Origin of the sequence: Pseudomonas sp. Y5-11 (assembly GCF_022368695.1) — a bacterium.
Lineage (GTDB): Bacteria > Pseudomonadota > Gammaproteobacteria > Pseudomonadales > Pseudomonadaceae > Aquipseudomonas > Aquipseudomonas parakoreensis.
Genome location: NZ_CP058974.1, coordinates 2,595,387 through 2,622,386, shown reverse-complemented (window position 1 = coordinate 2,622,386; position 27,000 = coordinate 2,595,387). Strand labels below are relative to the sequence as shown.

21 protein-coding genes are annotated in these 27,000 nt (G+C 60.8%); all 21 read right to left on the bottom strand.

Features of this window, described 5'->3' with window-relative positions:
* Positions 1-8 precede the first annotated feature (8 nt).
* Positions 9-869, bottom strand: coding sequence for a flagellin domain-containing protein (locus HXW87_RS11755; RefSeq protein ID WP_007958307.1), 861 nt, complete (start codon positions 867-869; stop codon positions 9-11).
* Positions 870-1,105: 236 nt separating this feature from the next.
* On the bottom strand, positions 1,106-1,378 hold the full coding sequence (locus HXW87_RS11750) for a hypothetical protein (RefSeq protein WP_095667183.1): 273 nt from the start codon (positions 1,376-1,378) through the stop codon (positions 1,106-1,108).
* A complete protein-coding gene (locus HXW87_RS11745) occupies positions 1,375-2,664 on the bottom strand; it encodes a 6-hydroxymethylpterin diphosphokinase MptE-like protein (RefSeq protein ID WP_239778955.1) in 1,290 nt (429 codons plus the stop codon). Before HXW87_RS11745 ends, HXW87_RS11750 begins: the two co-directional genes overlap by 4 nt.
* 85 nt (positions 2,665-2,749) lie before the next feature.
* The gene (locus HXW87_RS11740; RefSeq protein ID WP_182404123.1) at positions 2,750-3,676 is read right to left on the bottom strand and encodes a ketoacyl-ACP synthase III; all 927 of its coding nucleotides are present in this window, start codon (positions 3,674-3,676) and stop codon (positions 2,750-2,752) included.
* A gap of 227 nt (positions 3,677-3,903) precedes the next feature.
* The gene (gene pseI, locus HXW87_RS11735; RefSeq protein WP_145593073.1) at positions 3,904-4,956 is read right to left on the bottom strand and encodes a pseudaminic acid synthase; all 1,053 of its coding nucleotides are present in this window, start codon (positions 4,954-4,956) and stop codon (positions 3,904-3,906) included.
* Positions 4,949-6,454 (bottom strand): UDP-2,4-diacetamido-2,4,6-trideoxy-beta-L-altropyranose hydrolase, encoded by a 1,506-nt coding sequence (pseG, locus tag HXW87_RS11730; RefSeq protein ID WP_239778954.1) that lies wholly within the window; start codon positions 6,452-6,454, stop codon positions 4,949-4,951. Before pseG ends, pseI begins: the two co-directional genes overlap by 8 nt.
* On the bottom strand, positions 6,451-7,146 hold the full coding sequence (gene pseF, locus HXW87_RS11725) for a pseudaminic acid cytidylyltransferase (protein WP_047292511.1): 696 nt from the start codon (positions 7,144-7,146) through the stop codon (positions 6,451-6,453). Before pseF ends, pseG begins: the two co-directional genes overlap by 4 nt.
* Complete coding sequence (locus HXW87_RS11720; RefSeq protein ID WP_047292509.1) at positions 7,143-7,763, bottom strand: pseudaminic acid biosynthesis-associated methylase; 621 nt, start codon at positions 7,761-7,763, stop codon at positions 7,143-7,145. The genes pseF and HXW87_RS11720 overlap by 4 nt, the downstream gene beginning before the upstream one ends.
* A 31-nt stretch (positions 7,764-7,794) precedes the next feature.
* Positions 7,795-8,952 carry a UDP-4-amino-4,6-dideoxy-N-acetyl-beta-L-altrosamine transaminase gene (pseC, locus tag HXW87_RS11715; protein ID WP_239778953.1) on the bottom strand — a complete coding sequence of 386 codons (1,158 nt, stop codon included), beginning with the start codon at positions 8,950-8,952 and terminating at the stop codon, positions 7,795-7,797.
* Entirely contained in the window at positions 8,949-9,950 is a 1,002-nt protein-coding gene (pseB, locus tag HXW87_RS11710; RefSeq protein ID WP_027614222.1) for a UDP-N-acetylglucosamine 4,6-dehydratase (inverting), read from the bottom strand. The genes pseC and pseB overlap by 4 nt, the downstream gene beginning before the upstream one ends.
* A 28-nt stretch (positions 9,951-9,978) precedes the next feature.
* Positions 9,979-12,894 (bottom strand): TIGR00180 family glycosyltransferase, encoded by a 2,916-nt coding sequence (locus HXW87_RS11705; RefSeq protein WP_239778952.1) that lies wholly within the window; start codon positions 12,892-12,894, stop codon positions 9,979-9,981.
* A gap of 55 nt (positions 12,895-12,949) precedes the next feature.
* On the bottom strand, positions 12,950-13,687 hold the full coding sequence (locus HXW87_RS11700; protein ID WP_047292500.1) for a cephalosporin hydroxylase family protein: 738 nt from the start codon (positions 13,685-13,687) through the stop codon (positions 12,950-12,952).
* Positions 13,688-13,704: 17 nt separating this feature from the next.
* Complete coding sequence (locus HXW87_RS11695; protein ID WP_047292498.1) at positions 13,705-14,775, bottom strand: class I SAM-dependent methyltransferase; 1,071 nt, start codon at positions 14,773-14,775, stop codon at positions 13,705-13,707.
* On the bottom strand, positions 14,772-15,623 hold the full coding sequence (locus HXW87_RS11690) for an NAD(P)-dependent oxidoreductase (protein WP_182404120.1): 852 nt from the start codon (positions 15,621-15,623) through the stop codon (positions 14,772-14,774). Before HXW87_RS11690 ends, HXW87_RS11695 begins: the two co-directional genes overlap by 4 nt.
* Positions 15,620-16,846 (bottom strand): class I SAM-dependent methyltransferase, encoded by a 1,227-nt coding sequence (locus HXW87_RS11685; protein WP_239778951.1) that lies wholly within the window; start codon positions 16,844-16,846, stop codon positions 15,620-15,622. The genes HXW87_RS11690 and HXW87_RS11685 overlap by 4 nt, the downstream gene beginning before the upstream one ends.
* Positions 16,843-17,403 (bottom strand): dTDP-4-dehydrorhamnose 3,5-epimerase, encoded by a 561-nt coding sequence (rfbC, locus tag HXW87_RS11680; protein WP_239778950.1) that lies wholly within the window; start codon positions 17,401-17,403, stop codon positions 16,843-16,845. The genes HXW87_RS11685 and rfbC overlap by 4 nt, the downstream gene beginning before the upstream one ends.
* On the bottom strand, positions 17,400-18,482 hold the full coding sequence (gene rfbG / locus HXW87_RS11675) for a CDP-glucose 4,6-dehydratase (RefSeq protein ID WP_239778949.1): 1,083 nt from the start codon (positions 18,480-18,482) through the stop codon (positions 17,400-17,402). The genes rfbC and rfbG overlap by 4 nt, the downstream gene beginning before the upstream one ends.
* A complete protein-coding gene (gene rfbF, locus HXW87_RS11670) occupies positions 18,464-19,237 on the bottom strand; it encodes a glucose-1-phosphate cytidylyltransferase (protein WP_095139348.1) in 774 nt (257 codons plus the stop codon). The genes rfbG and rfbF overlap by 19 nt, the downstream gene beginning before the upstream one ends.
* Positions 19,238-19,492: 255 nt before the next feature.
* Positions 19,493-21,499, bottom strand: a complete 2,007-nt coding sequence (locus HXW87_RS11665; protein ID WP_239778948.1) for a calcium-binding protein — start codon at positions 21,497-21,499, stop codon at positions 19,493-19,495.
* 220 nt (positions 21,500-21,719) lie between these two features.
* Positions 21,720-25,313 (bottom strand): glycosyltransferase, encoded by a 3,594-nt coding sequence (locus HXW87_RS11660; RefSeq protein WP_239778947.1) that lies wholly within the window; start codon positions 25,311-25,313, stop codon positions 21,720-21,722.
* 109 nt (positions 25,314-25,422) lie between these two features.
* The gene (locus HXW87_RS11655) at positions 25,423-26,994 is read right to left on the bottom strand and encodes a flagellar hook-associated protein 3 (RefSeq protein ID WP_047292481.1); all 1,572 of its coding nucleotides are present in this window, start codon (positions 26,992-26,994) and stop codon (positions 25,423-25,425) included.
* Positions 26,995-27,000: the final 6 nt, after the last annotated feature.

Genomic DNA, 27,000 nt, shown 5'->3' with positions numbered 1-27,000 from the left:
ATTCCGAATTACTGAAGCAGCTTCAGTACAGCGGAAGGCAGTTGGTTGGCTTGAGCCAGAACAGAGGTCGAAGCCTGTTGCAGGGTTTGCTGCTTGGTCAGGTTAGCAGTCTCTGCGGCGAAGTCGGTATCTTGTACGCGACCTTGTGCAGCAGTGGTGTTCTCGGTGATGTTCTGCAAGTTCTGGATGGTGCTGGTCAGACGGTTTTGCGAAGCACCCAGGCTGGCACGAGTTGCACCGATTGCAGCGATAGCGGCGTCGATTGCAGTGATCGCGTTGTCGATGTTCTGCGAAGCAGAACCAGCGCCAGTACCGGTGGTACCGGTCAGAACTACAGTACCGCTACCTACGGACAGGCTGACGGCGTCGAACTTGGAGCTCAGTACCAGGTCGATGTGGTTAGCCGAACCGGTGTTTGCGCCAACTTGCAGGGTCACAGTACCAGCCGAACCGTCCAGCAGGTTTTTGCCGTTCAGGTTGGTAGCAGCCGAGATACGGGTGATTTCGTCAGACATCTGAGCGAATTCAGCGTTGGTTGCGGTCTGGTCAGCAGTGCCGTTGGTGCCGTTACGTGCTTTAACAGCCAGTTCACGCATACGCTGCAGGATGTCGGTCGAAGCTTGCAGAGCGCCTTCAGCGGTCTGAGCAACGGAGATACCGTCGTTGGCGTTCTGGATGGCTTGGGTGTTACCACGGATCTGCGAAGACATACGGTTCGAGATCTGCAGGCCAGCAGCGTCGTCTTTAGCGCTGTTGATTTTCAGGCCGGAAGACAGGCGCTGCATCGAAGTCGACAGAGCGTCGGAAGCGCGGTTCAGGTTCTTTTGAACGTTCAGCGACGTGGTGTTGGTGTTTACTGTTAAAGCCATGACGAATTCCTCGTTGGTTGGGTACTGCGGCTTCCGGCCCTGGCAACCGCCTGGAATGGCCTAGAGAACCTTCGTAATAGTTATCGTCGGGTTGGCAGGTTGCTTGAGGGCTTTTTGAAAAAAATTTGCCATCACCCTGCCACCCCCGAGAAAACAAGGGCTTAGCGCCCCCCACCTGCGAAAAAATGACGCCATAAAACCGACCCGCGCGCAAAGCCGCGGGCCAGCGCGGTCGGTCAGTTTGCCGATCGTGCTTTTTGCAACACTTCGATCAACTCGAACTCCATCCAGTCAGCCAGGCCCAACCAATCCTGACGCTCCTGACAGTCGAGCATCTGCGTGAGTATCAAGGCCCAGTCCTGCTGTACCGTCGCCGGTGCGGACATCAGCAACTGCTGCGCCCCCTCGAACACCTCGACCATATCCAGCGCCGCCTCAACGTCACGCCCCAGACGAAACAGCCCGGCGCACTGACGGCACTCGTCGACGCACTGCTCAATCGTCGTCATTGCACAAACTCCTGATTGAACTGTGTCCCGGCGATCAGTGCACCTGCCCGACTGCTGTTGAAGAACTGCACCTGCGGATGCGCGGCGATATAACGCTCGAGTACGCACAGATAGCCGCGAAAGTTCAGCTGGGTGCTGACCCGCCGGCCATGGCCGTCCTGCACCCAATGCCGCGCCTGATCGACCCCCGGCCCCAGATCACCGTCATTCCAGCCGGCATGGGTCTTGTTCATCGGGAAGGCGAAGTCGGCGCCGAACAGGGTAATGCGCGATGCACCCATCTTTACTGCCAGATCCACCGCCGGATGAATCACGCTGCCACCGACATGCAGTTGCCCGCGCGGATATTGCTCGCGCAACGCGGCGTACACCGGACTGGCCGAGTAACCGCCGTAGCGTTTGCCCTTCCACGCGGTCAACACCGCAGGATCGCTCATGGGCAGATACACCAGCGGGATGCCAGCGGAGTCCTCGAACGGCAGATGCCGGAAGCTGATGCGCTGATCAATGGTGACCACCAGATCCGGGACGATCCCGTGCTCACGCAATGGCCGGTAAGCGGTATCCACACACATCAACAACGGACGTTCAGCCTGCGCGCGCACCGCCGCCAGACGCTGGAAATGTCCTTCGAGCGTCGGCCCGGTGCCAATCACATAGATTTCCCGGCCACTGGCCGTGCCGAACAACTGCGCCACATCATCATCGCCCAGCAACACCGGCAAACACTCCTGCAGACGCTGCTGAATGAACGGCAAATGTGGATCGAATTCACGATTGTTGAAGCTCAAGTGCACTTCGCTGACCAGCCGATCACGGATCTTCGCGTTGAAGTCATCAGCCAGCAGCATCTCCGCCGGCAACGCGAAAAACGGTGTGCAGATGTCTGACAGATCACCGGCATAGAACAGCTGCACACGCGGATCTTCCAGCCATTGGCGTTGATCGAGCAGTTGCAGCACCAGGGCGAACAACGAGCCATTGAGGATATGAACGTACAACCGCTCAAGGCCGGCGCGCTCCAGCAGAACCGATGGCAGGTCGCCGAGGCCGGTGCCATAGACGTGCAACTGCGGCTTTTCCGCCAGGCTGGCCGCCTGGATGCGGGCTTCGTGGACGCGGTCGTGGCGACTGGTCAGTTGAATGCCATTAACGCTGAGCGTCGAGCCCAAGCCCTGCACCAGCTCGGCTTGAACGACTGAGGTGTCTTCAGCCTGCAAGCGCTCAAACAACGCCGGCCAGCGTTGCTGGATGACCTGGGCATTGGGTTGGAAAAACTCGCTCATGCCGCCTAGCGCTCCATTCAGGCAAAAAAATAGCGTTCAAGGGTAACCTTGAACGCTATTTTTGTATTCGCCGTTTTTGACCGGATCAAGGACGATAGATGATCGCCGAGCCCCACGACAGACCGACACCGAAACCGCTCAGGGCAATGCGCTGCCAGTCGGAGTCGAGCACGTGTTTTTCCAGCAGCAGCGGAATGCTCGACGACACGGTGTTACCGGTTTCGACCATGTCCTTGATGAACTTCTCCGGCTCGCCTTCGAAACGCCGCGCCACCGCATCGACAATCGCCGCACTGCCCTGGTGAATGCAGAAGGCGTCGATGTCGTCAGCCTTGAGGCCAGAGTCGTCGAGCAATTCGTGCAAGTGCGCCGGGACTTTGAGCAGCGCGAAGTTGAACACCTGACGCCCATTCATGAAGAACACGCCATCGGTGACTTTCAGGTGTGGCGCGCCGGAACCGTCGGTGCCGAACTTGGCCTTGCCCAGCGCCCAGGCCGGGTCTTCGCCCATCCAGGTCGCCGTGGCGGCATCGCCGAAGAGCATGGTGGTGTTGCGGTCTTCCGGGTCGACGATTTTCGAATACGGGTCAGCGGTGATCAGCAGGCCGTTCTTCAAGCCGGCGGCTTCCATGAAGCCCTTGATCGCGTAGATGCCGTAGACGTATCCGGAGCAGCCCAGGGAAATATCGAACGCCGCGACATTAGTCGGCAGACCGAGCTTGTCCTGGACGATCGCAGCGGTGTGCGGCAGACCTTCTTCGTCACCGTTCTGGGTAACGACGATCAGCGCGTCGATCGACTCACGCTTCAGTTCAGGGTTGTTGGCAAACAGCGCATTGGCCGCTTCCACGCACAGATCGGAGGTTTCCTGTTCAGCGTCTTTGCGCGGCAGGAAGGCCGAACCGATTTTACCGAGGATGAATTCTTCATCCTTCTCGAATTTTGCACCTTGTGCGTAATTGTCCACGCCGGCTACAGGAACGTAGCTCGCAATGCTTTTTATGCCAATCATTACGGCTTCCCAATAAAAAACAGCCCAAAACCACCGCTCGCAAGGATTCGAGGGGCGCCGACAAACAGAAAACGGCCACCACAAAGGGCAGCCACGGGGAGCGCAAAGGGCTATCACTGGAACCGAATACACGGCCAGGCGCCATCTCCCCGGTCAATACAATACAGTGAAGATGCGCGTTATGACTCGCAGGTCACGCTATTTTGCCGAATCGGTGGCAGATCGGGTTATTCGACCAACGACCAGTCCAGCGGCGTGCCACGTTTGATCGCCTGACGAGCGCGGCGACCGAGGACGGCATCGGTGTGCTTGGGCGGCAGACCGAGACCAGGGCGAATGGCGCGCAGATTGTCCCCGGAAAAGGGCTCACCGGCCGCCATATCGGCAGTGACGTACAGCGAGCGGCGATAGACCAGCGACTTGCGCTCGGCCTCGGTGACGCCGTAATGCACCTGGCCCATGGCTTGCCAGGCGCGTTCGGTTTCGACCACCAGACTGGCCAGCTCCGCAGGTTCCAGCGAGAAACTGGCGTCGACGCCACCTGCCGAACGGTCGAGGGTAAAGTGCTTTTCCACCACCGTTGCGCCGAGTGCCACGGCGGCCACGGACACACCCACGCCCATGGAGTGATCGGACAGCCCGACTTCACAACCGAACAGTTCGCGCAGATGCGGGATCGTGCGCACGTTGCTGTTGAGCGGCGTTGCCGGGTAAGTGCTGGTGCATTTGAGCAGCACCAGATCCTTGCACCCCGCCTCGCGGGCGGCGCGCACGGTTTCGTCGAGTTCGGCGATGCTGGCCATGCCGGTGGAGATGATCAGCGGTTTGCCGGTCGCCGCCACACGGCGGATCAACGGCAGGTCGGTGTTTTCGAAACTGGCGATCTTGTACGCCGGCACGTCGAGGCTTTCGAGAAAGTCCACCGCCGTGTCATCGAACGGCGTCGAGAACGCGAGCATGCCCAGTTCTTTGGCCCGAGCGAAAATCGGCGCGTGCCACTCCCATGGGGTGTGGGCCTTCTCATACAGGTCGTACAGCGAAGTACCCGCCCACAGGCTATTCGGGTCCTTGATGAAAAACTCGCCCTCGGCCAGATCCAGGGTCATGGTCTGCGCGGTGTAAGTCTGCAACTTCAAGGCGTGCGCCCCAGCTTTGGCGGCAGCTTCGACAATCTGCAGCGCCAGCTCCAGCGACTGATTATGGTTGCCGCTCATCTCGGCAATGATGAACGGCGGCGCATCGGCACCGATCAGACGCTCGCCAATCTTGAAACTACTCATCGCGGTGATCCTTCAAAACCTTGGTGAACGCGCAGGCACTCTGGGTGAATCCGGCGTCACGAAACACATTCAAAGACGGACGATTGCCCGGCAGCACCTGAGCGGTGATAACGGTCATCTGCGGCCAGTGCCCGCGGACGAACGCCTCGCCTCGCGCCAGCAGCGCCCTGCCCCAACCCAGACCAAAACGCCCGTGCAGCAGATACAGCGACACTTCAGCCTCGAATCCACGCAAGTCATAACGCAGGACGCCGACCGCACCGTCATCGGCCTCGGCAATCAACAGCAGACGCTGCGGGTTGCGCAGGCTCGCATTCAGCCAGTTCAGGTGCTGCGGCCATTCGATTGCAGCCGTGTCCAGTGACCAACGGCGTACAGCCTCGGCATTGCGCCCGTCGAACAGCAATTGCGCATCATCGAGGGTCGCCGGGCGCAGCCTGAGCACGGCACCGGCCAGCGCTGCCGCCACGCGCAACGCACCGCGCCCATCGACCAGTTGCCGTGAACGCTCGGCCAGACTCTGGCGCAGATAGGCATTGTCGACGACAAAACCGATGGCATCGCGCAGTTGTTCGACGCTGACCTGCTCGCGAGCCCCCATGAACACATGCGCCCCCGCCGCCGCCATGACTTCGCCGTTGGCTTGCTGGTTGTTCGATACCGCGATGCAGATTGTCGGCAGGCCGAGGGCTGCACGCTCCCAACTGGTGCCGCCGCCAGCGCCGATAAACACATCGGCCGCGGTCATGCGTTGCTGGAAATCGCTGACGAAACTGTGCAGGCGCCAGTGCGGCCGTGTGGCGGCCAGTGCCTGCATTTGTGCCCACGCGGGATTGTCTGCACCGGCGACGAAATCCACTTCCAGCTCTGCGAAATCCTTCAGTGCCAACATCGCGTGGTGGGTCTGCATCGCCGCATCGAAACCACCGAAATTCACCAGCACCCGCCGCGCCTTGGGTTGGATCGCGATGGCCGGGCAGACGAACTCTTCGCGCAACATGGCGTAGCGCGGCCCGAGCAAGGTGCGGCAGCCTTCGGGCAGCAGCGGCGCATAGTTTGCGCTGAGACCGGACAGGTTCTGATTAAGCAGCAGATCGACGCTGTAACGGCGAGTGGCGAGATCGTCTACTGCCGCGATCCGAGGTGCCCAACGGCGCGCTGCGGTTTGCCAGTGATGATCGAGGCCGTAGTGATCGGCGATAATCCAGTCGAATGCGGTGTGACCTGCCAGCAGGGCGTCCAGCGCGTCGATGTCCGCCTGCCACGGCAGCATCGATTCGATGGCTTGCTGCGGGTCTTCGTCGGGGTAGAAGTCCGGCAAGGCGAAGGTCTCGAAACCTTCGGCAGCCAGGGCATCGAGCCGATGCCCCGGTAACCGGCGGCAGGCAAACGCGACATGACTGCCCTGCTGGCGCAGCACCCGCGCCAGCGTCAGGCAGCGGGCGATGTGGCCACTGCCGATGGTCGGCGAAGCGTCAGCGCGGATCAGCACTTTCATTGCAGTTCTCCGCCGGCCTTGAGCGCGGCGTAGAGGTATTCGGCGCGTTTCCAGTCTTGCAGGGTGTCGATGTCCTGCACCAGATGCCGCGGCAGAATGACCGGCAGACTCGCGGACGAATACAACACGTCACCGCGCAACCATGCCTCACTGCGGCCCCAGTAGAACTGGCCGGCGTCCTGAAAGGCTTCGGGCAGATCCTGCGAGCGGGTTTGGCGAAATTCCGGGTACAACGCGGTCAATGCGCCCTGCCCGTCCAGCGTCAGTGCCCGCTGTACGGGGAAACCAAAGCTGCACACCGAAAAAGCAAACGACCTCTGCGGATGCTGCTGCAACAACTCGAATCCCTCGCGCAGAAATCGCGCCTGCAACAACGGCGCCGTGGCGTACACGCAGCAGGCGTAATCGAACGCGGGCAGTTGCTGCAAGGCATGCACGATCACCGCAGCGGTGCCGGTAAAATCATCCGCCAGTTCAGCCGGGCGCAGGAACGGCACTTGCGCACCGTGAGCCAGCGCCAGCTCGGCAATTTCCGCGTCATCGGTACTGACCACGACCTGTTCGAACAGGCCACTGTCGAGCGCCGTTCGGATCGAGCGGACAATCATCGGCACGCCGTCGAACGGCAACAGATTCTTGCGCGGGATGCGCTTGCTGCCGCCACGGGCCGGGATGATTGCGACGCTGTTCAAGGACGTTTTTCCAGCAGAAACCAGGTGATGTCATCCACCGGGAATTGTGGGTCACGGTGATAACCAAAGCCGTAATCGAGCAATTGCAGGTCGGCATAACGATCAAGCATTTCCCCGGCGAAATCGCGCTTGAACAGCTTGCCGCTGTTGCCGCGATAGGACACTTCCACCGGCACCGGGTTGTAGTACTCGGCGATCAGGATGTAGCGCTGGCTCAACGCATACAATTGCGCATAGGCGGTCGGCAGCAGCTCCGGCGCCAGATGGATCAGCACGCCTTTGCTCAGGGTCAGGTCGTAGCTGCGCTCGCGCGGAAAGTCGAACAGCGAGCCGTGCCAGATCTGCGCGATGCCCAGTGCCCGCGCTTGAGCACAGGCGCTTTCATTGATCTCGACGCCGAACAGTTCACTGTGCGGCAGCAGTTGACGCAGCGCCTGCAGGTTGTTGCCGGCATTGGTGCCCAGCTCAACCACACTGTCGATGCGCCCGGCGCGGCTCAGGGCCTTGGCGAACAACGCCAGGTTGGCCGCGACCAGCGGCTGACCGACGTTGCGATCGACGTACTGGTTGCCGAAATCGCCCTGCCAGAATTTTTCCTGCTCACTCAGATCACGCATTGCACAGTCTCATTCGCCGCCGCAGCGGGGTTTATTCGGTCAGCCGGCGCAATTGCTCGACCACATGATCCTGCTGCTCGTCAGTGAGCAACGGATACAGCGGCAGGCTGATCGCCTCGGCGTAATAACGCTCGGCTTCGGGGAAGTCGCCTTCGGCAAACCCCAGGTCGCGATAGTACGGCTGCAAATGCACAGGAATATAGTGCAGGTTCACGCCGATGCCGGCGGCACGCAAGCCTTCGAACACCTGACGATGGGTCAGGCCGATGCGTTCGGTCTGCAAGCGCACCACGTACAGGTGCCACGCCGATTCCGCCTCCGGCTGCGCGCTAGGCAAGGTCAGTGGCAGGTAGCCCAGCAACCGGTCGTAACGTGCCGCCAGTTCGCGGCGACGGGCGATAAACCCGTCCAGTTTGGCCAGTTGCGACAGACCCAGCGCCGCTTGCAAATCGGTGATCCGGTAATTGAAGCCCAGCTCGATCTGCTGGTAATACCACGGGCCGTGGCTGGGTTCGCTCATCTGCTGCGGATCGCGGGTCATGCCGTGGCTGCGCAGGCGTTGCAGACGCTCCGCCAGTTGCGGGCGATTGGTCAGGACCATGCCACCTTCGGCGCTGGTGATGATCTTCACCGGGTGGAAACTGAACACAGTCATCGCCGCAAATTCCCCGCATCCCACCGGGCGCCCGGCGTAGCTGGCGCCCACCGCGTGCGAGGCGTCTTCGATCACGGTGAAGTTGTAGCGCTCGGCCAGTTCGGCAATCTTGCGCAGATCGCAACTCTGCCCGGAGAACGCCACCGCCACCAACACTTTCGGCAGTGTGCCGTCCTGCTCGGCCTGATCAAGTTTCGCGGCGAGGGCGAAGGCATCGAGGTTCCAGGTCAGCGGATCGATGTCAACGAAATCCACCTCGGCGCCGCAATAGCGCCCACAATTGGCCGAAGCCAGAAAGGTGTTCGGCGTGGTCCACAAGCGATCACCCGGGCCAAGGCCGGCAGCGAGGCAAGCGATGTGCAGCGCCGCCGTGGCGTTGCACACCGCCACGGCGAAGTCGGCCTGGCAACGTTCGGCCATTGCCTGCTCGAAACGCTCGATGGTCGGGCCCTGGGTCAGCCAGTCCGATTGCAGCACCTCGACCACGGCATCGATGTCCGCCTGATCAACGCTCTGCCGACCGTAGGGAATCATGCCGACAACTTCGCGTGCAGCTCGGCGATCTGCCCGACCGAGAGGTAGTGCGGATTGGTGTCGGAGCGGTATTCGAAATCCTCACTCACCGGCCGGCCATGTTCGCCGAGCTTGTCGATGGAGAAATCGACATCGACGCTGGTAAAGCGGATGGAAGGCTGGATGGTGTAGTGATCCTCGAATTCCAGGGTCATCCGCGCATCGTCCAGCGGCACCATCAGTTCATGCAGTTTTTCCCCGGGACGAATACCGACGTTCTTGTGCGGCAGATGTTCGGCCATGCCCCGCGCCAGATCGACGATGCGAATCGACGGGATCTTCGGCACGAACACTTCGCCGCCGTGCATCCGCGCAAAGCTGTCGAGGACAAACTGCACGCCGTGATCGAGGGTGATCCAGAAGCGGGTCATGCGCTCGTCGGTGATCGGCAGCTCCTGCGCACCATCGGCAATCAGCTTGCTGAAGAACGGCACCACCGAACCCCGCGAGCCCGCCACGTTGCCGTAGCGCACCACGGCAAAACGCGTTTGTTGTTCACCGGCAATGTTGTTGGCGGCGACGAACAGCTTGTCCGACAGCAGCTTGGTTGCGCCGTACAGGTTGATCGGGCTGGCCGCCTTGTCGGTGGACAGCGCCACAACCTTTTTCACGCCGTTGTCGATGGCGGCGGCGATGATGTTCTCCGCGCCATTGACGTTGGTGCGGATGCACTCGGTGGGGTTGTACTCCGCCGCCGGCACCTGCTTGAGCGCCGCCGCGTGCACCACGTAGTCGATGCCGCGCATGGCCTGCCGCAGACGGTCGGCGTCGCGCACGTCACCAAGGAAGTAACGCATGCACGGCGCGTTGAACGTCTGCTGCATTTCGTACTGCTTGAGCTCATCGCGGGAGAACACCACCACGCGCTTGGGCTGGTATTGCTCAAGCAGACGGGCGATGAACTTGCGCCCGAACGAGCCGGTGCCGCCGGAGATGAAGATCGATTTACCGTTGAACATATTTTGTATTCCGTTCCTTGGGCGCGGCTCAGGCGAGTAACTGCGACCAGTCCAGCGACGTACTGTCGTTCAGACCATACCCTTTGCCGCTCAAGCTCAGGTTGGCGTTGTACGCCTGATCCTGAGCGAACGCGGCGGCCCATTTTTCCTGTAGCGCGGCCAGTGCCCGGGGTGCCTGGGCAATCGCGCCTTGATGCAGGACCTGCACCGATGGCGTCCATACCGTGAGGTAACCGGCCTGAGCTGCTTTCAGACACAGATCGACATCGTTGAAAGCGTCGCCGAATGTGCTGTCGTCCAGACCACCCAGCGCTTCAAACAGTTCTTTGCGCACCATCAGGCACACGTTCGATACCGCTGAGCAGTTCTGCTCCACCGACAACCGGTACAGATAGCCGTCGGCATCATGTTTTTCACCGACGAACGCCGACCCCACCCCGCCATGCATACCGAGGATCAGCCCGGCCTGGCTGACTTTGCCATCGCGATCAACCAGCTTCGGCCCGACCACGCCGATTTCCGGACGCAGGGCATGGTTGAGCAGCGAGTCCAGCCAGTTCGGGTTGACCACTTCCGCGTCGGCCGCGAGCAATACCAGATACTCGCCCTGCGCCTGGCGGCTGGCAGCGTTGAGCAATGCCGGTACGCTCAGCGATTGCTCGGCACGCAGCACCTGGACTTTCGGATGCTGGTAAGTACCCAGCCAGTCATTGACCTGGGCCGACTGCGTGGCCGTGGTGGCGATCAGGATCTCGTAATGCTGATAACGGGTGCGCAGCTGCACCCCTTCGAGACAGCGTTGCAAGGCTGGCAGGTCATCGCCGGCCGGAATCACGATCGATACCAGCGGACGATCACTGTGGTGGTAATCGATCTGATAAATGCCCGGCACCGCCGAGGTGACCTTGGCCTTGTAGCCGCGATTGCCCAGGTGGCGCAACAGCGCCAGACGCTCATGCGCGTTTTCTTCCAGCGACGCGGCTTCGGTGATCAGCAGCGGTTCGTCGAGGTGGGCCAGGCTGTTCAAACCGTGCTCTTCGATGATGCGCAGCAGCACGTCAAATTCCAGTGCCTTGTTGAAATCGGCGCGGTAGCCACCCACCTCGACCAACGTGTCACGGCGCACCAGCCAGTGCCGTGCCATCAGCCCCGGCAGGCTCAAGAGCAGATCGAGGTTGAAGCCGGGACGGAACACATCCACCAGCGCGCCCTTCTCCCCGCGCTGGATCTCGTCGGTGGAAACGGCACGGCAATCGCCCGCGGACATCAACTCCAGACTGGCGCGCAACAAACCACTGGCGGTGAACTCATCGCCCGCCTCAGCCAGCAGCACCCAGTCGCACGGCGACTGACTGGCACTCTGATTGAGTTTGTCGACCAGGTTGGCCGGCGTAACCCGGACAAAGTGCAAAGTGTTCTGCGCCGTGGTAGCCGCCGGTGCTTCGCCGGTGGTGAACACGACAATTCTGAAAGCCTTGCATTGACCTTCAAGCAAGCTGTCGAGGCTGACCTGCAACTTGTCGATGTCGTTGTCCAGATCCAGCAGGAAAATGCCGAACTGCGGGCCACCGCCGTTGACCGACAGGTGCTCGGCAATCGATGCCAACTGAGCGCCATCGGCCTGACGCGAATCCAGCCACTTGAGCAGTCGACCCGACTGCGTCTGGTCGAATACCTGATGATGGTCTTCCACCGTCAACGCATCGAGACGAGCATTCCAGTCGCGCATGTTCTGCGCTTCTTCGTCCTCGCCGGCCAGTTCCAGCTGTTGCGCCAGACGCTTGACCACGGTGCGGTTGAACGCATTCAGGTCGTGCGCCTGCCACAAACGATCCAGAACACTTTCCGGGGTATCGTTGTTGCGCGCCTGCAGCAAGTGCGCCTGACGGGTCCACACACCCTCCAGGTCCCGCAGTTGAATGCGCCCGGCGGGCATGGCGTGCAGCATGAATTCGAACTGTTCGAGACGATCAAAAAATGGCTGGTTGTAGAACGGCATCTCGACGTACTGCAAAGGCCCGAACCGCCGATCAGGCCTCTTGAGCGACTGATTCCAGGTGGACTGGATAATCAGCTCCGCCGTGAGTGCCCTGCCGCTTTGCAGACTGTCGACCATCGCCTCGAAGCTCTGCAGGGCAAACGCCTTGCCCTGTTGCGCATCAAGATCCTTGATGCCGGTGGGCAGTGAGGCAAGGAACTCGGCAAAGGCTTCACGCTCGGCGACCGATTTGGCATCAACATAGGTCAGCGAGTGATACACCTCGGTGCTGTGCTCGGAATTGCCATAGTTGATCTCGCGCACCACATAGGGCATCGGCAGAATCCGCGCCTTGGCACTCGCCAGCAGGAAGTACACGTGGCCGATTTCCTGCCACTGGAAATTGGTCCCCGCCGGCAATGCCGAGTGCCAGGTTTTCATCAGATCAGTACGGGTCACCGCATAGAACGGCGGGATGTACTGACTCATGTAGTCGATAACCCGATCCTGAGCCCGCTCGGACGCATAGTCTTCCTGGACTTTCTTGTCGCGGCGGTAATAGCTCACTCCACCCGACAGCGTCAGGTACATCAGGCAATAGCCGTGGCACATGCCATAGTCCGGATTCGCCTTAAGGAAACCGACGGACTCGGCCAGCGAATCATGCAGGATGAAATCGTCGTCAGCCGCCAGCACCATGTACGGCGTGGTCAGTCGCTCTACACCGTACGCCAGTTTGGCCTGCATGCCCCAGTAGGCGAACTGCGGCACGTGATGGTAATCGACGGCGGAAAAGTCCCCTTCCGGCCGCTCGGGTGTGGAGTCGAGCACCATGATCCGGCAGGGCAAGCTGCTGTAATACTTCACCGCCCGACGCAGGAACGCCGGCCGATTGTGAGTAATCAGCACCACGGTCAACAGCTCGTTGAGCGGTAGCGCCAGTTCAGAACTGTACTTGCCTTGCATAACTTCTCTCCACAACCGGCGACTCGCCGAGATAACGCTTTGGTGATGTTGCGAATTAACGAACGCGACGCAGATAGCCGTCCGGCGCCACGGTGATCAGCAGCTTGTTTTGCAGTTGCTGGTCGATTTCGAAGTCCTGGTTTTCTTCCAGGTATTTCCACACCGCGGTTTTCGGGTTGTCGCCCGGGCCCCATGGGCGATCCGGGAAGAAATCGGCCGGCATGTCTTCAACCACGGTGTCCATCACCACGCAGTAGCTGTCGACCGAGACCAGCGGCGCATACAGGCGCAGCTCTTCGAGCACGTGGTCGTGGGTGTGGTTGGAGTCGAGCACCAGAATGACCTTCTTGCCCTTGGCCGCAGCCTGCACCTGAGCAGCGATGGCCGGGTCGATGCTCGAGCCTTCGATCATCTTGATGCGCTTGGCCATCGGGTGGCTTTCGATCGCTTCACGGTTGTGCGGGCGGATGTCGAGGTCGATGCCCAGCACTTCGCCGTGACCTTGCAGCTCCAGCAGAGAGGCGTAATAGATGATCGAACCGCCGTGGGCGATGCCGCACTCGATGACCAGATCCGGCTTGACCTGCCAGATGATCTCCTGCATTGCCATCATGTCCTGCGGCAGCTGGATGATCGGGCGGCCCATCCACGAGAAGTGATAGCTGTACTTGTGTTTGGCCGATTCGTTGAAGAAATCACGGGCCAGGCCAGTCAGTTTCTGGTCGTCACCCTGCTGGGCGATCTGTTCCCGGCACTCGGCTTCGAAGGCTTTGTTGATACTGTTGTCGGTCATTTTCAAAATCTCAAGGGTCACTGGAACGAAGCGCTGTCAACGGCGTGATAGACGTAACGTCCACCGGTCATCCGCTTGATTTCTTCGAGGTAATTGGAGTTCATCACAAACAGGTTGGCGCCTTCGGGCAAGGCGTCCATGGCCTCTTGCGGCGAGGACACCCGCGCGCCGCTCAGTGGCAGATAACGTCCCTGCTTGGCGGGGTTGATATCCACCACGCGATCCACCGCGACACCCGCGCGCTGCAGGAACAGCGAATAGATCACGCCTTTGGACGACGCGCCCCAGATCGCCGAACCCTGTTCAGGTGCGGACTGGATGATCTGCACTGCACGCTCAAGGCTCGCCGTGAAACCGTCCGGCAGCGTCAGGCGTGGCACCGGTTGTTCCGGGGTCAGGCGCAACGTCGAAAGGTCGGCGACGATGTACAGGTACTGGCCGCCAAACAGGTGGCCGGCCTCGTGCACGGTGCCGAACATCCGGCGCAGGTCATCGAGGCGGAAATAATTGACGTGCTCGTAGAACAGGTCGAACCACGCTTTGTGCTCGAGGATCCAGTCGAAGCACGGCACTTCGATGTAGATCTGCCCGCCTTGGTTGGCTTCGGCGATCACCGACAGGAAGCTGACCGGGTCTTCGATGTGTTCCAGCACATGACGCAGCACGATGGCGTCCGCGGCCAGGCCGAGACCTCGGGTGAACGGCGCCTTGATTACGTCGGCGTTTTCGCCTTCGTAGGCCGGATCAATCCCGGTGATCGAATAACCGAGGCCCTTGAGCAGCTCAAGAAAGTAGCCCTTGCCGCAGCCGACTTCGATCAGCTCCCGGCCCTTGAAGTGTTTGGCGATGATGCCTTCGACGTCGCTCAGGTGCTTCTGGAACTGGCCCGAATGGGCCTGTTCGTTCTGATAGTCGGCGTCATAGCTGAGCTTGTCGGCATCGAACGCGGCGTTGAAGATCAGGCCGCTGCGCTCATCCTGCACCAGCAACATGTCGGCGCTGGCCGACGCCTTTGCCGATTCAGGGTCGGCAAAGGTGCGGTTCTGCAACACCGGCAGGTCGGTGACCCGATACAACTCGTGCCTCATTGCGGCTCTCCCAGTAGCTGTTGCAAACGCTCGGTCACGGCCCAGAACGCCATCGGTTCATGGCTCGGATAGGGGTAATGGCCGAGGTTCAGATTCAGTGCCGCACCGCGCTCGCGCAGACGTTGTTCAACCAGTGCGCGCACCGATACCGGCTGGCCGCTGGCGCAATTGATCACGCCATTGAAATCACGTTGGTGCAGGATCGCGGCGAGGTAATCAGCAGCGCTGGCGATCGGCAAAAAGTCCCGCAGCTGCTCGCCGCCAGACATGTTGAATGACGCGTCGCCGCTATCGATCGCCCGATCCAGCGCTGCCAGCAGACTGTTGGGGTTCTGCCCTTCGCCATGCAAATAGAACAGGCGCGCCCACTGCAAAGTGAACGGATGTTCTTGCGCAAGGTTCTGCAAAAACAGGTGCAAGGTGTGCTTGGCCAACCCGTAAGGATTGCTCGGCTGCGGCTCGACGCTTTCGCTGAGCGGGCCGCTTTGCATGCCGTACTCGAAGCAGGTGCCGGTCACCAGCACTTGCTTCACACCCGCTTCGACCGCGCCTTTGATAAAGCGGTAGTCGGCCATCAGGTTGTGCTCGAAATGGAACAGCGCCCGATAGTTCGGCAACCCCGGCCAGGCCAGGTGCGCGAGGACGTCAATACCGTCGGTGAGCGCCGCCATGTCGAGATCCGACGCGTGAATATCCGCCGCGACGAATTCGACGTCGCTGATCCACGGCATGCTCGCAGCCGTATCTGTATTGCGCGCCACCGCGCGCACGGCGCAGCCACGCGCCAGCAACGCCGCGACCAGATGCCGACCGACGAAGCCCGTGGCCCCGGTGACCAGGACTTTCACAGGACTTTCATCTCAGGCACGGCGATCACGAAGCGCCCGTCCCACTGGCGCACCTGTGCCAGTTGCTGACTGACTTCGTGCAGCAGGTTCCACGGCAACACCAACACGTAGTCCGGTTTTTCGCTGTCGATCTGCGCCGGCGCGACAATCGGAATACGACTGCCCGGCAGAAACTTGCCCTGCTTGTGCGGGTTGGCATCGGCCACCCACGCCAGCAGATCCGGTTTGACCCCGGCGTAGTTGAGCAAGGTGTTGCCCTTGGCCGCCGCGCCGTAACCGACCACACGCTTGCCGTCGGCCTTGGCCTGCAACAGGAAGCGCAGCAGTTCATGTTTGATGCGTTCGGCAGCCGGCGCGAGGGTCGCGTAGTACTCAGGGGTTTTCACCCCGGCATCCAGTTCGGCCTGCAGCTGTTGCTGTACCGCCGGCTGCACCGCACGACGCTCACCGCCCTGGCGCTGCACGAACACCCGCAGCGAACCGCCGTGGGTGCTCAACTGACTGACGTCGAACACTTCCAGACCATTGCGCTCGCACAAAGTCTGCACCGCGGTCAGCGACAGGTAGGAATAGTGTTCGTGGTACAGCGTGTCGAACTGCGCGCCGGCCATCAGCGTCAGCAGTTGCGGAAATTCGAAGGTAGCGACGCCGGTCGGCTTGAGCAGCGTGGCAAAACCACCGAGGAAATCATTGATGTCCGGCACATGCGCGAGCACGTTGTTGGCGGCCATCAGGTCGGCGCCCCAGCCTTCGCTGTGCAGTTGCGCAGCGCTGTCGCGACCGAAGAACACTTCACGAATCTGCAGGCCCTTTTCCCGCGCCGCTTGCGCGGTGCTGCGGGTCGGCTCGACACCCAGGCACGGGATGCCGCGAGCAGCGACGTACTGCAGCAGATAACCATCGTTGGCGGCGACTTCCACTACGCGGCTTTCGGCGTTCAGGCCAAAGCGCTCGACCATCTCGGCGACATAGCATTCGGCATGGGCCAGCCAGGTGCTGGAGAACGAACTGAAGTAGGCGTACTCGGCGTCGAAGAGGCTGTCGGCGCGGGTGTAATCCTCGGTCTGCACCAGCCAGCATTGCTGGCACACGGCGACCTTCAGCGGCACCCATTGCTCGGCCTGTTCCAGGCGCTCGGCGTGCACGTAGGCGTTGGACGGTGGCGAGGTGCCGAGGTCGATCAGCGGCAGGCTCAGCGGTGCGGCGCACCCACGGCAGTTCATAGACGCACTCCGGCAAAGTGTTGATCAAGCGCGGGATGGCTGGAATCCCGCGCTGACAAATTATTGACAGGCAACGGCCAAGCAATCGCCAGCCGTGGATCGTTCACCGACAAGCCGCCCTCATGCTCCGGCGCGTAATCGGCGCTGTGCAGGTAAAGCAGTTCGGCGTCATCGGTCAGGGTCTGGAAACCGTGGGCGAAGCCCGCCGGAATCAACAGGCTGCGACCGTCGCCAGCCTTGAGATGCTCGGCGTGCCAGTGCAAAAAGGTCTCGGAATCCGGACGCAGATCCACCGCCACATCCCACACTTCACCACGCAGGCAGGTGATCAGCTTGGCTTCCGGGGCATTGGCATTCTGATAATGCAGACCACGCACACTGCCCTTCTCACGGGTGCAGGAATGGTTGATCTGGCGGATATGAAATTCGCGGCCGAACGCACTCAGGCTGCCTTCGCAGAACAGCCGGGCGAAATGCCCGCGCTGATCTTCGAAGCGTCTGTGCTGGACGCTGAACAACCCGGCCAGCGGCAGCTGTTTCAAGGAAAACTCGCTCACAGCGCGCCTCGGTACAGGTTCAGTTGGCCGAGGGTCACGGCGCGCATGTCATCGCCGTTCTGCCACGCCAGGTGCCAGTCGAGGGTCTGGGTCAGGCATTGCTGCAAGGTCCAGCGTGGCTGCCAGCCCAACACCTGACGGGCGCGACTGCTGTCCAGACGCAACAGGCCAGCCTCGTGCAGTTCGCTTTTCTCGATGCGCAAACCGCGTGCCTGTGGCCAGCGGTTGGCGAGCAGTTCGACCACTTCGCCGACGCTGCACATGTCCGCCTCGCCCGGGCCGAAGTTCCACGCCCCGGCGTATTCCGGGCCTTGCTCGTAGAGGCCGGCAGCCAGTTGCAGGTAACCGGCCAGCGGTTCCAGCGCGTGCTGCCACGGGCGCACGGCTTGCGGGTAACGCAGGGTCACCGGCTCGTCTGCGGTCCAGGCTTTCAGCACATCGGGAATCAGCCGTTCAGGGGCAAAATCGCCGCCACCCAGGACGTTGCCAGCGCGCGCGGTGGCCAAGGCGAGACCGTGTTCGGCGTACTTGTCGGCCGGGAAAAACGACGCGGCATAAGACTGCGCCAACAGTTCGCAGCAAGCCTTGCTGCTGCTGTAGGGATCGTGCCCGCCGAGGGCTTCGTCTTCGCGGTACGGCCACAGCCATTCCTTGTTGGCGTAAACCTTGTCGGTGGTCACCAGCACGCAGGCGCGCACGCAACCGACCTGACGGATCGCTTCGAGCAGGTTCAGCGTGCCCATGACGTTGCTGGAGTAAGTACCCAGCGGGTCGCGATAGCCTTCACGCACCAGCGGCTGCGCGGCCAGGTGCAGGACGATTTCCGGCTCGGTGTCGGCGATGATCTCCAGCAGCGCGCCGAGATCGCGCAGATCGCCACGCTGATCGTTGATCCCTTCGTGAACCCGCGCCAGTTCATACAGGCTCGGTTCGGTCGACGGATCCAGCGAAAAACCGCTGACTTGCGCACCAAGACTTTGTAGCCACAGGGTCAGCCAACTGCCTTTGAAACCGGTGTGGCCGGTAATCAGTACGCGCTTGCCGCGCCAGAAATCCGCGCTCAGGCCCATTGTTTCCATGGGGCCTCCCCGCTCTGCCACAGCGCTTCGAGGTGGTTCTTGTCGCGCAGGGTATCCATCGGATGCCAGAAGCCTTCGTGCTCGAAGGCGTTCAGCTGTTCATCCTCTGCCAGACGCGCCAGCGGCTCGGCCTCCCAGGTGGTTTCATCGCCAGCGATGTAGGACAGGACTTTGGGTGACAGCACGAAGAAGCCGCCGTTGATCCAGCCACCGTCGCCGCGCGGTTTCTCGGTGAAACCCAGAACCTGATCGCCTTGCCGCTCGAGGGCGCCGTAACGTCCCGGCGGCTGCACCGCAGTGACGGTGGCCAGGCGACCGTGGGCTTTGTGGTAATCGACGAGTTGAGCAATGTTGATGTCGGAAACACCGTCGCCGTAGGTGAAGCAGAACGCCTCTTCATCCTTGAGGTAACGCCCGGCACGCAGCAGACGGCCACCGGTCATGGTTTCCTCGCCGGTGTCGATCAGGGTGACGCTCCACGGCTCGCTGTAGTTCTGGTGCACGTCCATGCGGTTGTTGCGCATGTCGAACGTGACGTCGGAGGTGTGCAGGAAGTAGTTGGCGAAGAAGTCTTTGATCGCATAGCCCTTGTAGCCCAGGCAGATCACGAAGTCGTGAATTCCGTGAGCGGAATACTGCTTCATGATGTGCCAGAGAATTGGCTTGCCGCCGATCTCGATCATGGGCTTGGGCTTGAGGTGCGACTCTTCACTGATGCGCGTGCCGAGGCCACCCGCCAAAATAACTGCCTTCATCGTCTCCCCTCTCGTTCGTCACCGGGCTGCGCATGGCTTGGTTGAGCGATGCGGGCCGTCTGGCTAACCCTTTTGCCGCCTGCGGCGCCGCTGCGATGACCGCGAGCGCTCGTTTTATGGCGATTTGAGGGGGACTTGCAGGAAACGCGCCAGCTCCGCGAGCGCTGCGTCGGGTGCGCCGTAAGGCATGAAAAAAGGGATGAATCCAGCAGCGGATTCATCCCTTTCATTGCGTTGCATCAACAGATCGAGTGATCAGCCGAACATGGCGAACCCATCAACCGTCGCCGGCAGGTCGTAGACCTGGCCGTCGGCAGTCTGCAGGTGCTCGATGTTGTTGAACCCGGCGTACCATCCCGCCAGTTTCACGCCGTTGTCCGGCACACCGGCGCTGCCGTCGTTGGCACCATGCAGATAGGCGTCGTCACCGATGCGGGTGACGTTCAACTGGCTGATATTGGCGATGGTGTTCAGGATCAGGGTGTCGTTGAGATCCCAGCCCTCGTCCTGAATCGATACCAGCCCGGTGCTGTTCACAATGTAGGTATCGTCACCCATACCGCCCAGTGCGGTGCCGCCAGTACCGGACTGCCCCTGAAGATTGAGGTTCAGCACGTCGTTGCCACTGCCACCTGACAACAGATAACTGTTGCCGGTGCCGGTGAGCACGTCAAAACCGTCATCACCAAAGGCACTGCCGTTGTGGACCGTGATGGTGTCACTGCCTTGTCCACCGTCCGCCACAGTGCCCAGGTCATTCGCAGCACTAACGATGACGTCATCGCCGTTGCCGCCGAACAATTTGTCAGCCTGCGCCGCGTCGCCGTCGAGACCGGACTTCAGCCCGCCATAGAGATGATCGTTGCCATCGTTGCCGTTCAGGGTATCGTCACCACTGCTGCCTTCCAGAATCGTATCTTCCCTGTTGGCACCCAGCTCATCGTTAAAATGACTGCCACGCAAGCCTTCGACATCGTAATGCGTGTCACCGTCAGCCGTGCCGTTCTGGCCGATTCTCCACAGCGTGGCCACCACACCCGTGTCGCTGTCCTCATAGCTGACGATGTCCGTTCCCGCGCCGCCCACGAAGACATCCCGTCCAGCGCCACCGTAGAACAGGTCATCGCCGCTGCCGCCGAAGATGTAGTTGTCGGAATCATTGCCATAACCGGTGAAATCGGCTGTACCGGTGTAGGTCATTTTCTCGATGAACGGGTCCATCTTCATGACCGACAGGCTGGTGTACAGCTCGTCAAACCCCATGCCCGATTCTGTCTCGACGATGGTCACACCCTCGCTGTTGATCGTGTAGACGTCGCTGCCCCAGCCACCTTCGAAGGTCACGCCGCCCGAGTTGGCAGTGAAGTGATCGTCCAGGTTAGTCCCGACAACCTTTTCCACATTGATCAAGGTGTCGCCCTCGGCGTAACCGCCGGAACCGAAGCCCTTGCCATCACGAAACTCGATGCTGACCGCATCGTTGGAACGGCTGTAATCGACGGCGTCAAAGCCATCGGCACCGTCCATGACCATTGCGCTTGCGCCGGCAAAGATCACATCGTTGAAATTCGAACCCTGCACGGCCTCGATGCTCGAGTAGGTATCGCCGAATGCAATACCAGTGGCGCCCCAAATGCTCGAGAGCTCGATACTGACGCCTTCAAGGCTGTCGGTGTAGCTGACGGTGTCGAAGCTCTCGCCGCCAATGAACTGATCGCCGCCGTCGCCACCCCACAGCCAGTCATTACCGGCGCCGGCAATGATCACGTTGTGCTCGGCATTGCCGTAGCCCTTGAAGTCGCCGGTTCCGGTGAAGGTCATTTTGTCGAGGAACGGGTCCATCTTCTGGATGTTAACGCTGGTGCGCAACTCGTCGTAGCCGCCGCGCTCGTCTTCGATGATCGTCACACCCTCACTGCCGATGATGTAAACGTCATCCCCGCCACTGCCTTCCAGCGTGACGCCGGTAACCGAACTGGCAAGGGTGTCATCGAGGAAGCTGCCGACCACTTTTTCGATGGCAACCAGCGTGTCAATGGAACCATCTGCCTTCGTGACGCTGGCAAGCCCTTGGCGGATATCGACGCTGACGCCCGAAGACATGATTCGATAATCCACAGAATCAAAACCCTCGCCACCATCCAACAGATCGGCTCCGGCAGTCCCCCATATCTGATCATCCGATTCCAGTCCGAAGAGCTCGTCGTTGCCTTCACTGCCGCTCATGACATCGGCTTCACTCGTCCCATAAATCACTGCCATTTGCTTCTTCCTTGCATTGTTGTTGAATCCGGAAACCTGCCTCCCGGTAACAAGCCGATCACGCCAGCAGCAACCGTCCGAGGTCAGCGAATAGAGAAGTATCGACAGGAAAAGCGCTATGCTTGAGGCTCTGCGGTAAAAAAGTGTCGATACTGATACAAACAGGATATTGAAGACGCAAAAAAGGCGACTCGAAAGTCGCCTTTTTCAGCAGTGCCGGTCAATCCGCCAGCCAGCCGTTTTCCCAATAGCGCAGGTTGTCGCCCCGCAGTACGTAGTCGCGCAATACGATTTCTCGCAGTTCATCGCCCATGCGATAGCTCGCATCGGGATCGGCCAGGTGCATGCGGATCGCCTGCAGCCATTCATCGGTGCTGTTGGTCTTGACCCGGGTGCATGGCAGGTAGCCGCGATAGGCCTCAGTATCGGTGCAGATCACCGGGTAACCGCAGGCGCCGTACTCCAGCAGACGCAGGTTGCTCTTGCAGTCGTTGAAGATGTGGAATTCCAGTGGTGCCAGCGCCAGATCGAGATTCAGGCTTGCCAGTTTGGCCGGGTACACTTCCAACGGGATTACCCCGTGGAATTCATGCATGTACGGACGCAGATCATCCGGGCACATGCCGAAGAACACCCAGTCGACTTCGCTGGCCAGCTCACGCACGACATCGGCAATCACCGCCAGGTCGCCGTGGTGACTGGTGCCACCGCCCCAGCCGACCCGTGGTTTTTTCGACGTGCGGCGCTGGCTGCGCAAGTCAGTCCACAAGTTGCGCGCGAGCATATTGGGGACGACGCGAATATCGTGGTGCATGTCCGACAACGCATTGGCCAGTGGCTGGGTCGATACCACCACGCGATCACACAGGTTGATCGCACTGCGCACCATCCGCGCCATTTCCTGTTTATTGGGCATGTTGCGAATATGCGCATTGCGATGGGGAACGTCGATCACATAATCATCGAGTTCAAAAATGCGCCGGGCGTGGCAGAACTTCTTCAGCGGCGGAATTTCATCGATGGCACTTTGCGAATAACGCCCTTGCAGAACAATCACGTCCGGGGACTGACGCTCGATATCAATGATCGACGGCAGGCCATAGCAAATCCGCCCTTCAGCGCGGTTGGCCGCTTCCAGTTCAATCAGCGGCTGGCTCATGCGGTAGTGACCGATGGCCGAGGCGTTGATCGGCACGGCAAGCACGTTCGGCAACTGCGCCCGGGAAAATGCACTCCAGCCCGTACGCAGGCCCGGCTCCAGACTGAAGCTCGTCGCACCGACACCCTGCAACGACAAATTGACGTTGAAGGCCGGATCACGGGCAATGCGCGGCAACCAGCGCTGATAGAAGGTTTCCTGCTCCTGAAGCTGCAGTTGCTCCTCTTCTGCCGTCGCCTGGACACTGGGGCGTGCGCCCAGCGCCAGCAAGGCATAAGGAGTCCACACCACCAGATATCCTTCCTGACCAATCCGCAGGCACAGATCCACGACATTCAGCGCCTGTTTCAGCGCTTGCTCATCAAGACCGGCGACAGACTCGTAAACCGCCTTGCGCACCATCAGGCAATCGCCACCGACGGCACTCAGGTCATGGACCGCTTGCAGCCGGAACATGTAACCATCCGAATGCAACGACTGACCATAGAACGGCAAACCCACTGCACCTTGCAGACCAAGTATCAGACCCGCGTGCAGCACGCACCCATCAGGATTGAACAGCTTGGCGCCGACCACGCCGACTTCCGGGCGCTGCGCATGATTGAGCAGTTCGTCGAGCCAGTCGGCCTGGGTAATTACCGCAAACGAATTGAGCAGCAGCACGTATTCACCACGCGCCTGCCCTACCGCAAAATTATGCAGCGCCGCCGCGTTGCCCTGCTGCGGGTAGTTCAGGACACGAATCCGCTCGCCGCCCAGCTGCGCCATGCCGTCCAGCCAGGCCCGCGCCTCGTGGCTTTCACTGCCGTTGTCGACCAGCAACAACTCGTACTCGGAGTAAGCGGTCTTCTCCAACAGCGTCTCGACGCAGCGCTGCAAGGCAGCCGTCTGGTCCTTGGTCACAATAATGATCGACACCAGCGGACGCCGGACATGGTGATAGTCGACACGATTGAGCAGCTCGGAACTGCCACGGCGGATCTCATGGGCAATCCCCAAGCGCTGCAGATGGGCCTCGAGTACACGCGAATTCTGCTCGATGACCGCCGGAGCGGCGAGCCAGGCGGACAGATCGAATGGCGATTGCAGCAGAACTTCGGCGACATGTCCGACCACCTGCGTACCGTCACTTTCGACCATGCGCCACAGCACGTCGTGGGGGGCCAACTCGGCAAACGTCGCCGCGAACCCGCCCAGCGCCAGAAAGCGTTCGCGCTTGAACGCCAGCGCGCGACCGACGTACGGGTAACTGCGCAGCAGGTCGAGGTTGAAATCCGGCTTGAACGCAGGCTCCGCCGATTCGCCGTTGCGCAGGCTGCCTTCATCGCTGTACAGACACGTCAGCGCCGCAGAATGGGCGATGCGCTCGGCCATGATCAACAACGCCGGCACCACCGGACGATCGCCGGCCTGCAACAGGTAGAACCAGTCGGCCCCTTCCAGTTGCGGCAACAACGCATTGATCTGCTCCAGTCCGTCGTCCTGCAACGGCATGCGGAACACTCGACCATCGAGCTCGGCCTCGGAACAGGCAGTGGACAGCACCAGAATCAGTTCCGGCAGATAATCCTGTGCGGCAAGCGCCTCCAGCGTGCGCTCGACGCCGTCGCGACTGCCGTCGCGATCGATGACGATCGGTACGATGCGCGGCTGATGCGACCAGCCAGCCAGGGTCTCCGGCAGCAACTTGCGCTGCCCCTCGGTGAGCACCCGGCACTCCAGCCATTGCGCGTAAAGCTCGGCAAAACTCCAGCTGTCGATGCCGACACACCACTCCTGCCGACTCTGCTTGGTACCCAGGGTGCGGCTCAGGGGCAACTCCTCCCAGACCCGTGGCGCCTCATCAACCTTGGTCAGTGGGATGTAGCGAACCCAGCCCGGGGCAGGCGCAGATTCGCCGCTGCGCGCCTTGAGCATTTGCAGAATCCACTCGCGCTCGACTTCAACCGCATCTTTCATCGACTGCTGGGCGCTCAGGCGCTCCGGGTACAGACGCTCGGCACTGAGCACATTGTTGGACACCGCCACATTGCCGCGCCGCATCAGACAGACGAACAGCGCGAAATCCAGGGTTGCCACAAAACAGTGGCCTTCCTGAGTCAACGCCGGCAGCAACTCGACAAGATCTTCCCGGCGGAACAGCGCATTGGTGAACCCACCCAGCACATTGACCGGAAATTTTTCAAAGATACCCAGCAGGTCGTCACCCTTGAACAAGCCACTGAGCGGAGACAGCGAAGTGTTTTCCAGACGCGCCGGAAGAATGATGTCGTCAGCGTCCCAGAACAGACGCTGAGCCAGCACCAGTCGGACTTCCTCACGCACCATTTCCTGCGCTTGCTGTTCAACACAGGCGGCGTAGAGATGGTCGTCGTCGCACAGAAATTTGACCAATTGGCCCTGCGCCTGTTCCAGGCAGGCCTTGAGATTGCCGACCATGCCCAGGGTGCGCGGATTGCGTACGTAACGCACGGCGACGCCGGACTGCTCGACTACCGCCGCAACGATGGCTTCAATCTCGCTGCCGCGGCTGTCGTCGCAAACGATGATTTCGAGTTGGCCATAAGTCTGGCTCACCGCACTGTTCAACGTCCGCTCGAAGAAGCGCGGATTGAAGGCGGGAATGACCAGACTGACGAGAGGAAGTGAATTCACGGCGGGCTCACAGGCGGTACGAGCCCGCTCGGTAAAGCGAGCCCATGAAACCGCAAAAAAACATTAACTGAGGGACGAGACAAACGGGCACCGAGGCGCCCGTCCAACGTCAGATCTTGTTGAACAGACCCAACTGACTGATCTTGCTGAACGCCAGTTGCGAGGCTTGCAGCATGGTCTGTTGCAACGTCAGGCGGGTCATCACCTCGGCCGGATCCGAATCACGGATCGAACCCTGAGTCGTGGTGTTGGCCTGGATCAGGCTCTGGTTGGTGGTGTCCTGGTCATCCAGCGACTGACCGCGCGCACCGATCGAGGTCACGGCGGCGCCAATCTGGTTGGAGGCGCTGTCGATGTTGCTCAACGCCGACTCCATGGCCCCCTGGAATTGCTGTTTGACCACCGGATCACCGTCGACCGGCAGGTTCAGCGCCGTGACCATCTGGCCCAGGGTGTCGAGCACGTTCTGGGTCTGGTGGTTGTTGGACTGGATCGAGAACTGATCGCCCGCGCCCGGCGTACCGCCAATGGCGAAGGTCACACCGGCGGCCGTGGCGTTACCGCCGACCATGGTGCCCGACGACACCGGCTTGCTGTCGGCGGTAACAGGTGCCGCGTACAGGTCGAAATCGGTGGCGCTGGTGAACTTCAGCACTGCCCCGCCGCCCGACGGGAAGGCTGCGCTGTAGGCTGCCTGGTTGGTGACGCTGGAGCCGGTGATGACGGCAGTCGACGGGTTGCCCGGGCTGCGCGCGGTGGTGAACGAGTCAGGCGTGGCCGACAGTTGGAAGCTGTGACCGGCGATTACCGCGTCCGGGTTGGTGTCACCGGCCTTGAGGTTGATGTTCAACTTCATGTCGACGCCACGGAAGCTGACCGTCTGGTTGGCACCATTGCTGTTGCTGATCAGGCCGTTCTGGCTGGCCTCGGACGTCACGTCGTTGCCCAGGGCATCGGTGATTTTCAACTGCGTGCTGCTGATGAAATCCACGGTGTATGGCTGGCCCGCCGTGAACTTGGCGTTGTAGGTCGCCGCGGTGCCAACCGTACCGTTGGACAGCACCACACGACCGTCATCCACCGCCGGAGCGGTCATGTTGGTCTGCGTACGGCTGGTGTTGATGGTCTGCTGGAACGCATCCCAACCGGTGGTGTTGGTCGCGACCGACATGCCGTCGCCAATGCCCAGGTTGATCTGGGTCTGGTCACCGTTGTAGGTGTAGGTGCCGTCGACGTTTTGCGAGTACGGCGCGGTATCGGTCTTGGAACCGGAGAACAGATAGTTGCCGTTGGCATCCTTGGAGTTCATCAGGCCCAGCACTTGTTGCTGGATCTGGCTCAGTTCTGCCGCATAGGCCTTGCGGTTGTCGTCGGTGGCGATGCCGTTGTTGGCCGCCAGGCCGATTTCCTTGGCGCGCTGCAAAGCCGTGGTAATGGAGTTCAGAGTGGACTCCTGCACGGTCAGCGCACTCTTGGTGGTGTCGATGTTGCCCTGATACTGATCGAGCATCGCACTTTGCTGACCCAGCTTGAGCAGACGACCGGCGCCGATCGGATCGTCGGCAGCGGTGTTGATGCGCTGCAGGCTGCTCGCTTCGTTAGCGGTCGCGACCGTCTTGCTGTAGTTGCGCTGATATTGAGCAGCTTGCGTCGCGTAATACTGGGCGGTAGAAATGCGCATGAATTA

Bases quoted from the DNA above. Each gene is read 5' to 3' on its own strand.
- pseC (WP_239778953.1), bottom strand. From the start codon at position 8,952: ATGATTCCCTACGGTCGGCAGAGCGTTGATCAGGCGGACATCGATGCC.
- HXW87_RS11720 (WP_047292509.1), bottom strand. From the start codon at position 7,763: ATGCGTGATCTGAGTGAGCAGGAAAAATTCTGGCAGGGCGATTTCGGC.
- HXW87_RS11700 (WP_047292500.1), bottom strand. From the start codon at position 13,687: ATGACCGACAACAGTATCAACAAAGCCTTCGAAGCCGAGTGCCGGGAA.
- pseB (WP_027614222.1), bottom strand. From the start codon at position 9,950: ATGTTCAACGGTAAATCGATCTTCATCTCCGGCGGCACCGGCTCGTTC.
- pseG (WP_239778954.1), bottom strand. From the start codon at position 6,454: ATGAAAGTGCTGATCCGCGCTGACGCTTCGCCGACCATCGGCAGTGGC.
- rfbG (WP_239778949.1), bottom strand. From the start codon at position 18,482: ATGGAAACAATGGGCCTGAGCGCGGATTTCTGGCGCGGCAAGCGCGTA.
- HXW87_RS11750 (WP_095667183.1), bottom strand. From the start codon at position 1,378: ATGACGACGATTGAGCAGTGCGTCGACGAGTGCCGTCAGTGCGCCGGG.
- HXW87_RS11755 (WP_007958307.1), bottom strand. From the start codon at position 869: ATGGCTTTAACAGTAAACACCAACACCACGTCGCTGAACGTTCAAAAG.
- rfbF (WP_095139348.1), bottom strand. From the start codon at position 19,237: ATGAAGGCAGTTATTTTGGCGGGTGGCCTCGGCACGCGCATCAGTGAA.
- HXW87_RS11685 (WP_239778951.1), bottom strand. From the start codon at position 16,846: ATGAACTGCCGTGGGTGCGCCGCACCGCTGAGCCTGCCGCTGATCGAC.
- HXW87_RS11665 (WP_239778948.1), bottom strand. From the start codon at position 21,499: ATGGCAGTGATTTATGGGACGAGTGAAGCCGATGTCATGAGCGGCAGT.
- HXW87_RS11705 (WP_239778952.1), bottom strand. From the start codon at position 12,894: ATGCAAGGCAAGTACAGTTCTGAACTGGCGCTACCGCTCAACGAGCTG.
- HXW87_RS11745 (WP_239778955.1), bottom strand. From the start codon at position 2,664: ATGAGCGAGTTTTTCCAACCCAATGCCCAGGTCATCCAGCAACGCTGG.
- HXW87_RS11695 (WP_047292498.1), bottom strand. From the start codon at position 14,775: ATGAGGCACGAGTTGTATCGGGTCACCGACCTGCCGGTGTTGCAGAAC.
- HXW87_RS11655 (WP_047292481.1), bottom strand. From the start codon at position 26,994: ATGCGCATTTCTACCGCCCAGTATTACGCGACGCAAGCTGCTCAATAT.
- HXW87_RS11740 (WP_182404123.1), bottom strand. From the start codon at position 3,676: ATGATTGGCATAAAAAGCATTGCGAGCTACGTTCCTGTAGCCGGCGTG.
- pseI (WP_145593073.1), bottom strand. From the start codon at position 4,956: ATGAGTAGTTTCAAGATTGGCGAGCGTCTGATCGGTGCCGATGCGCCG.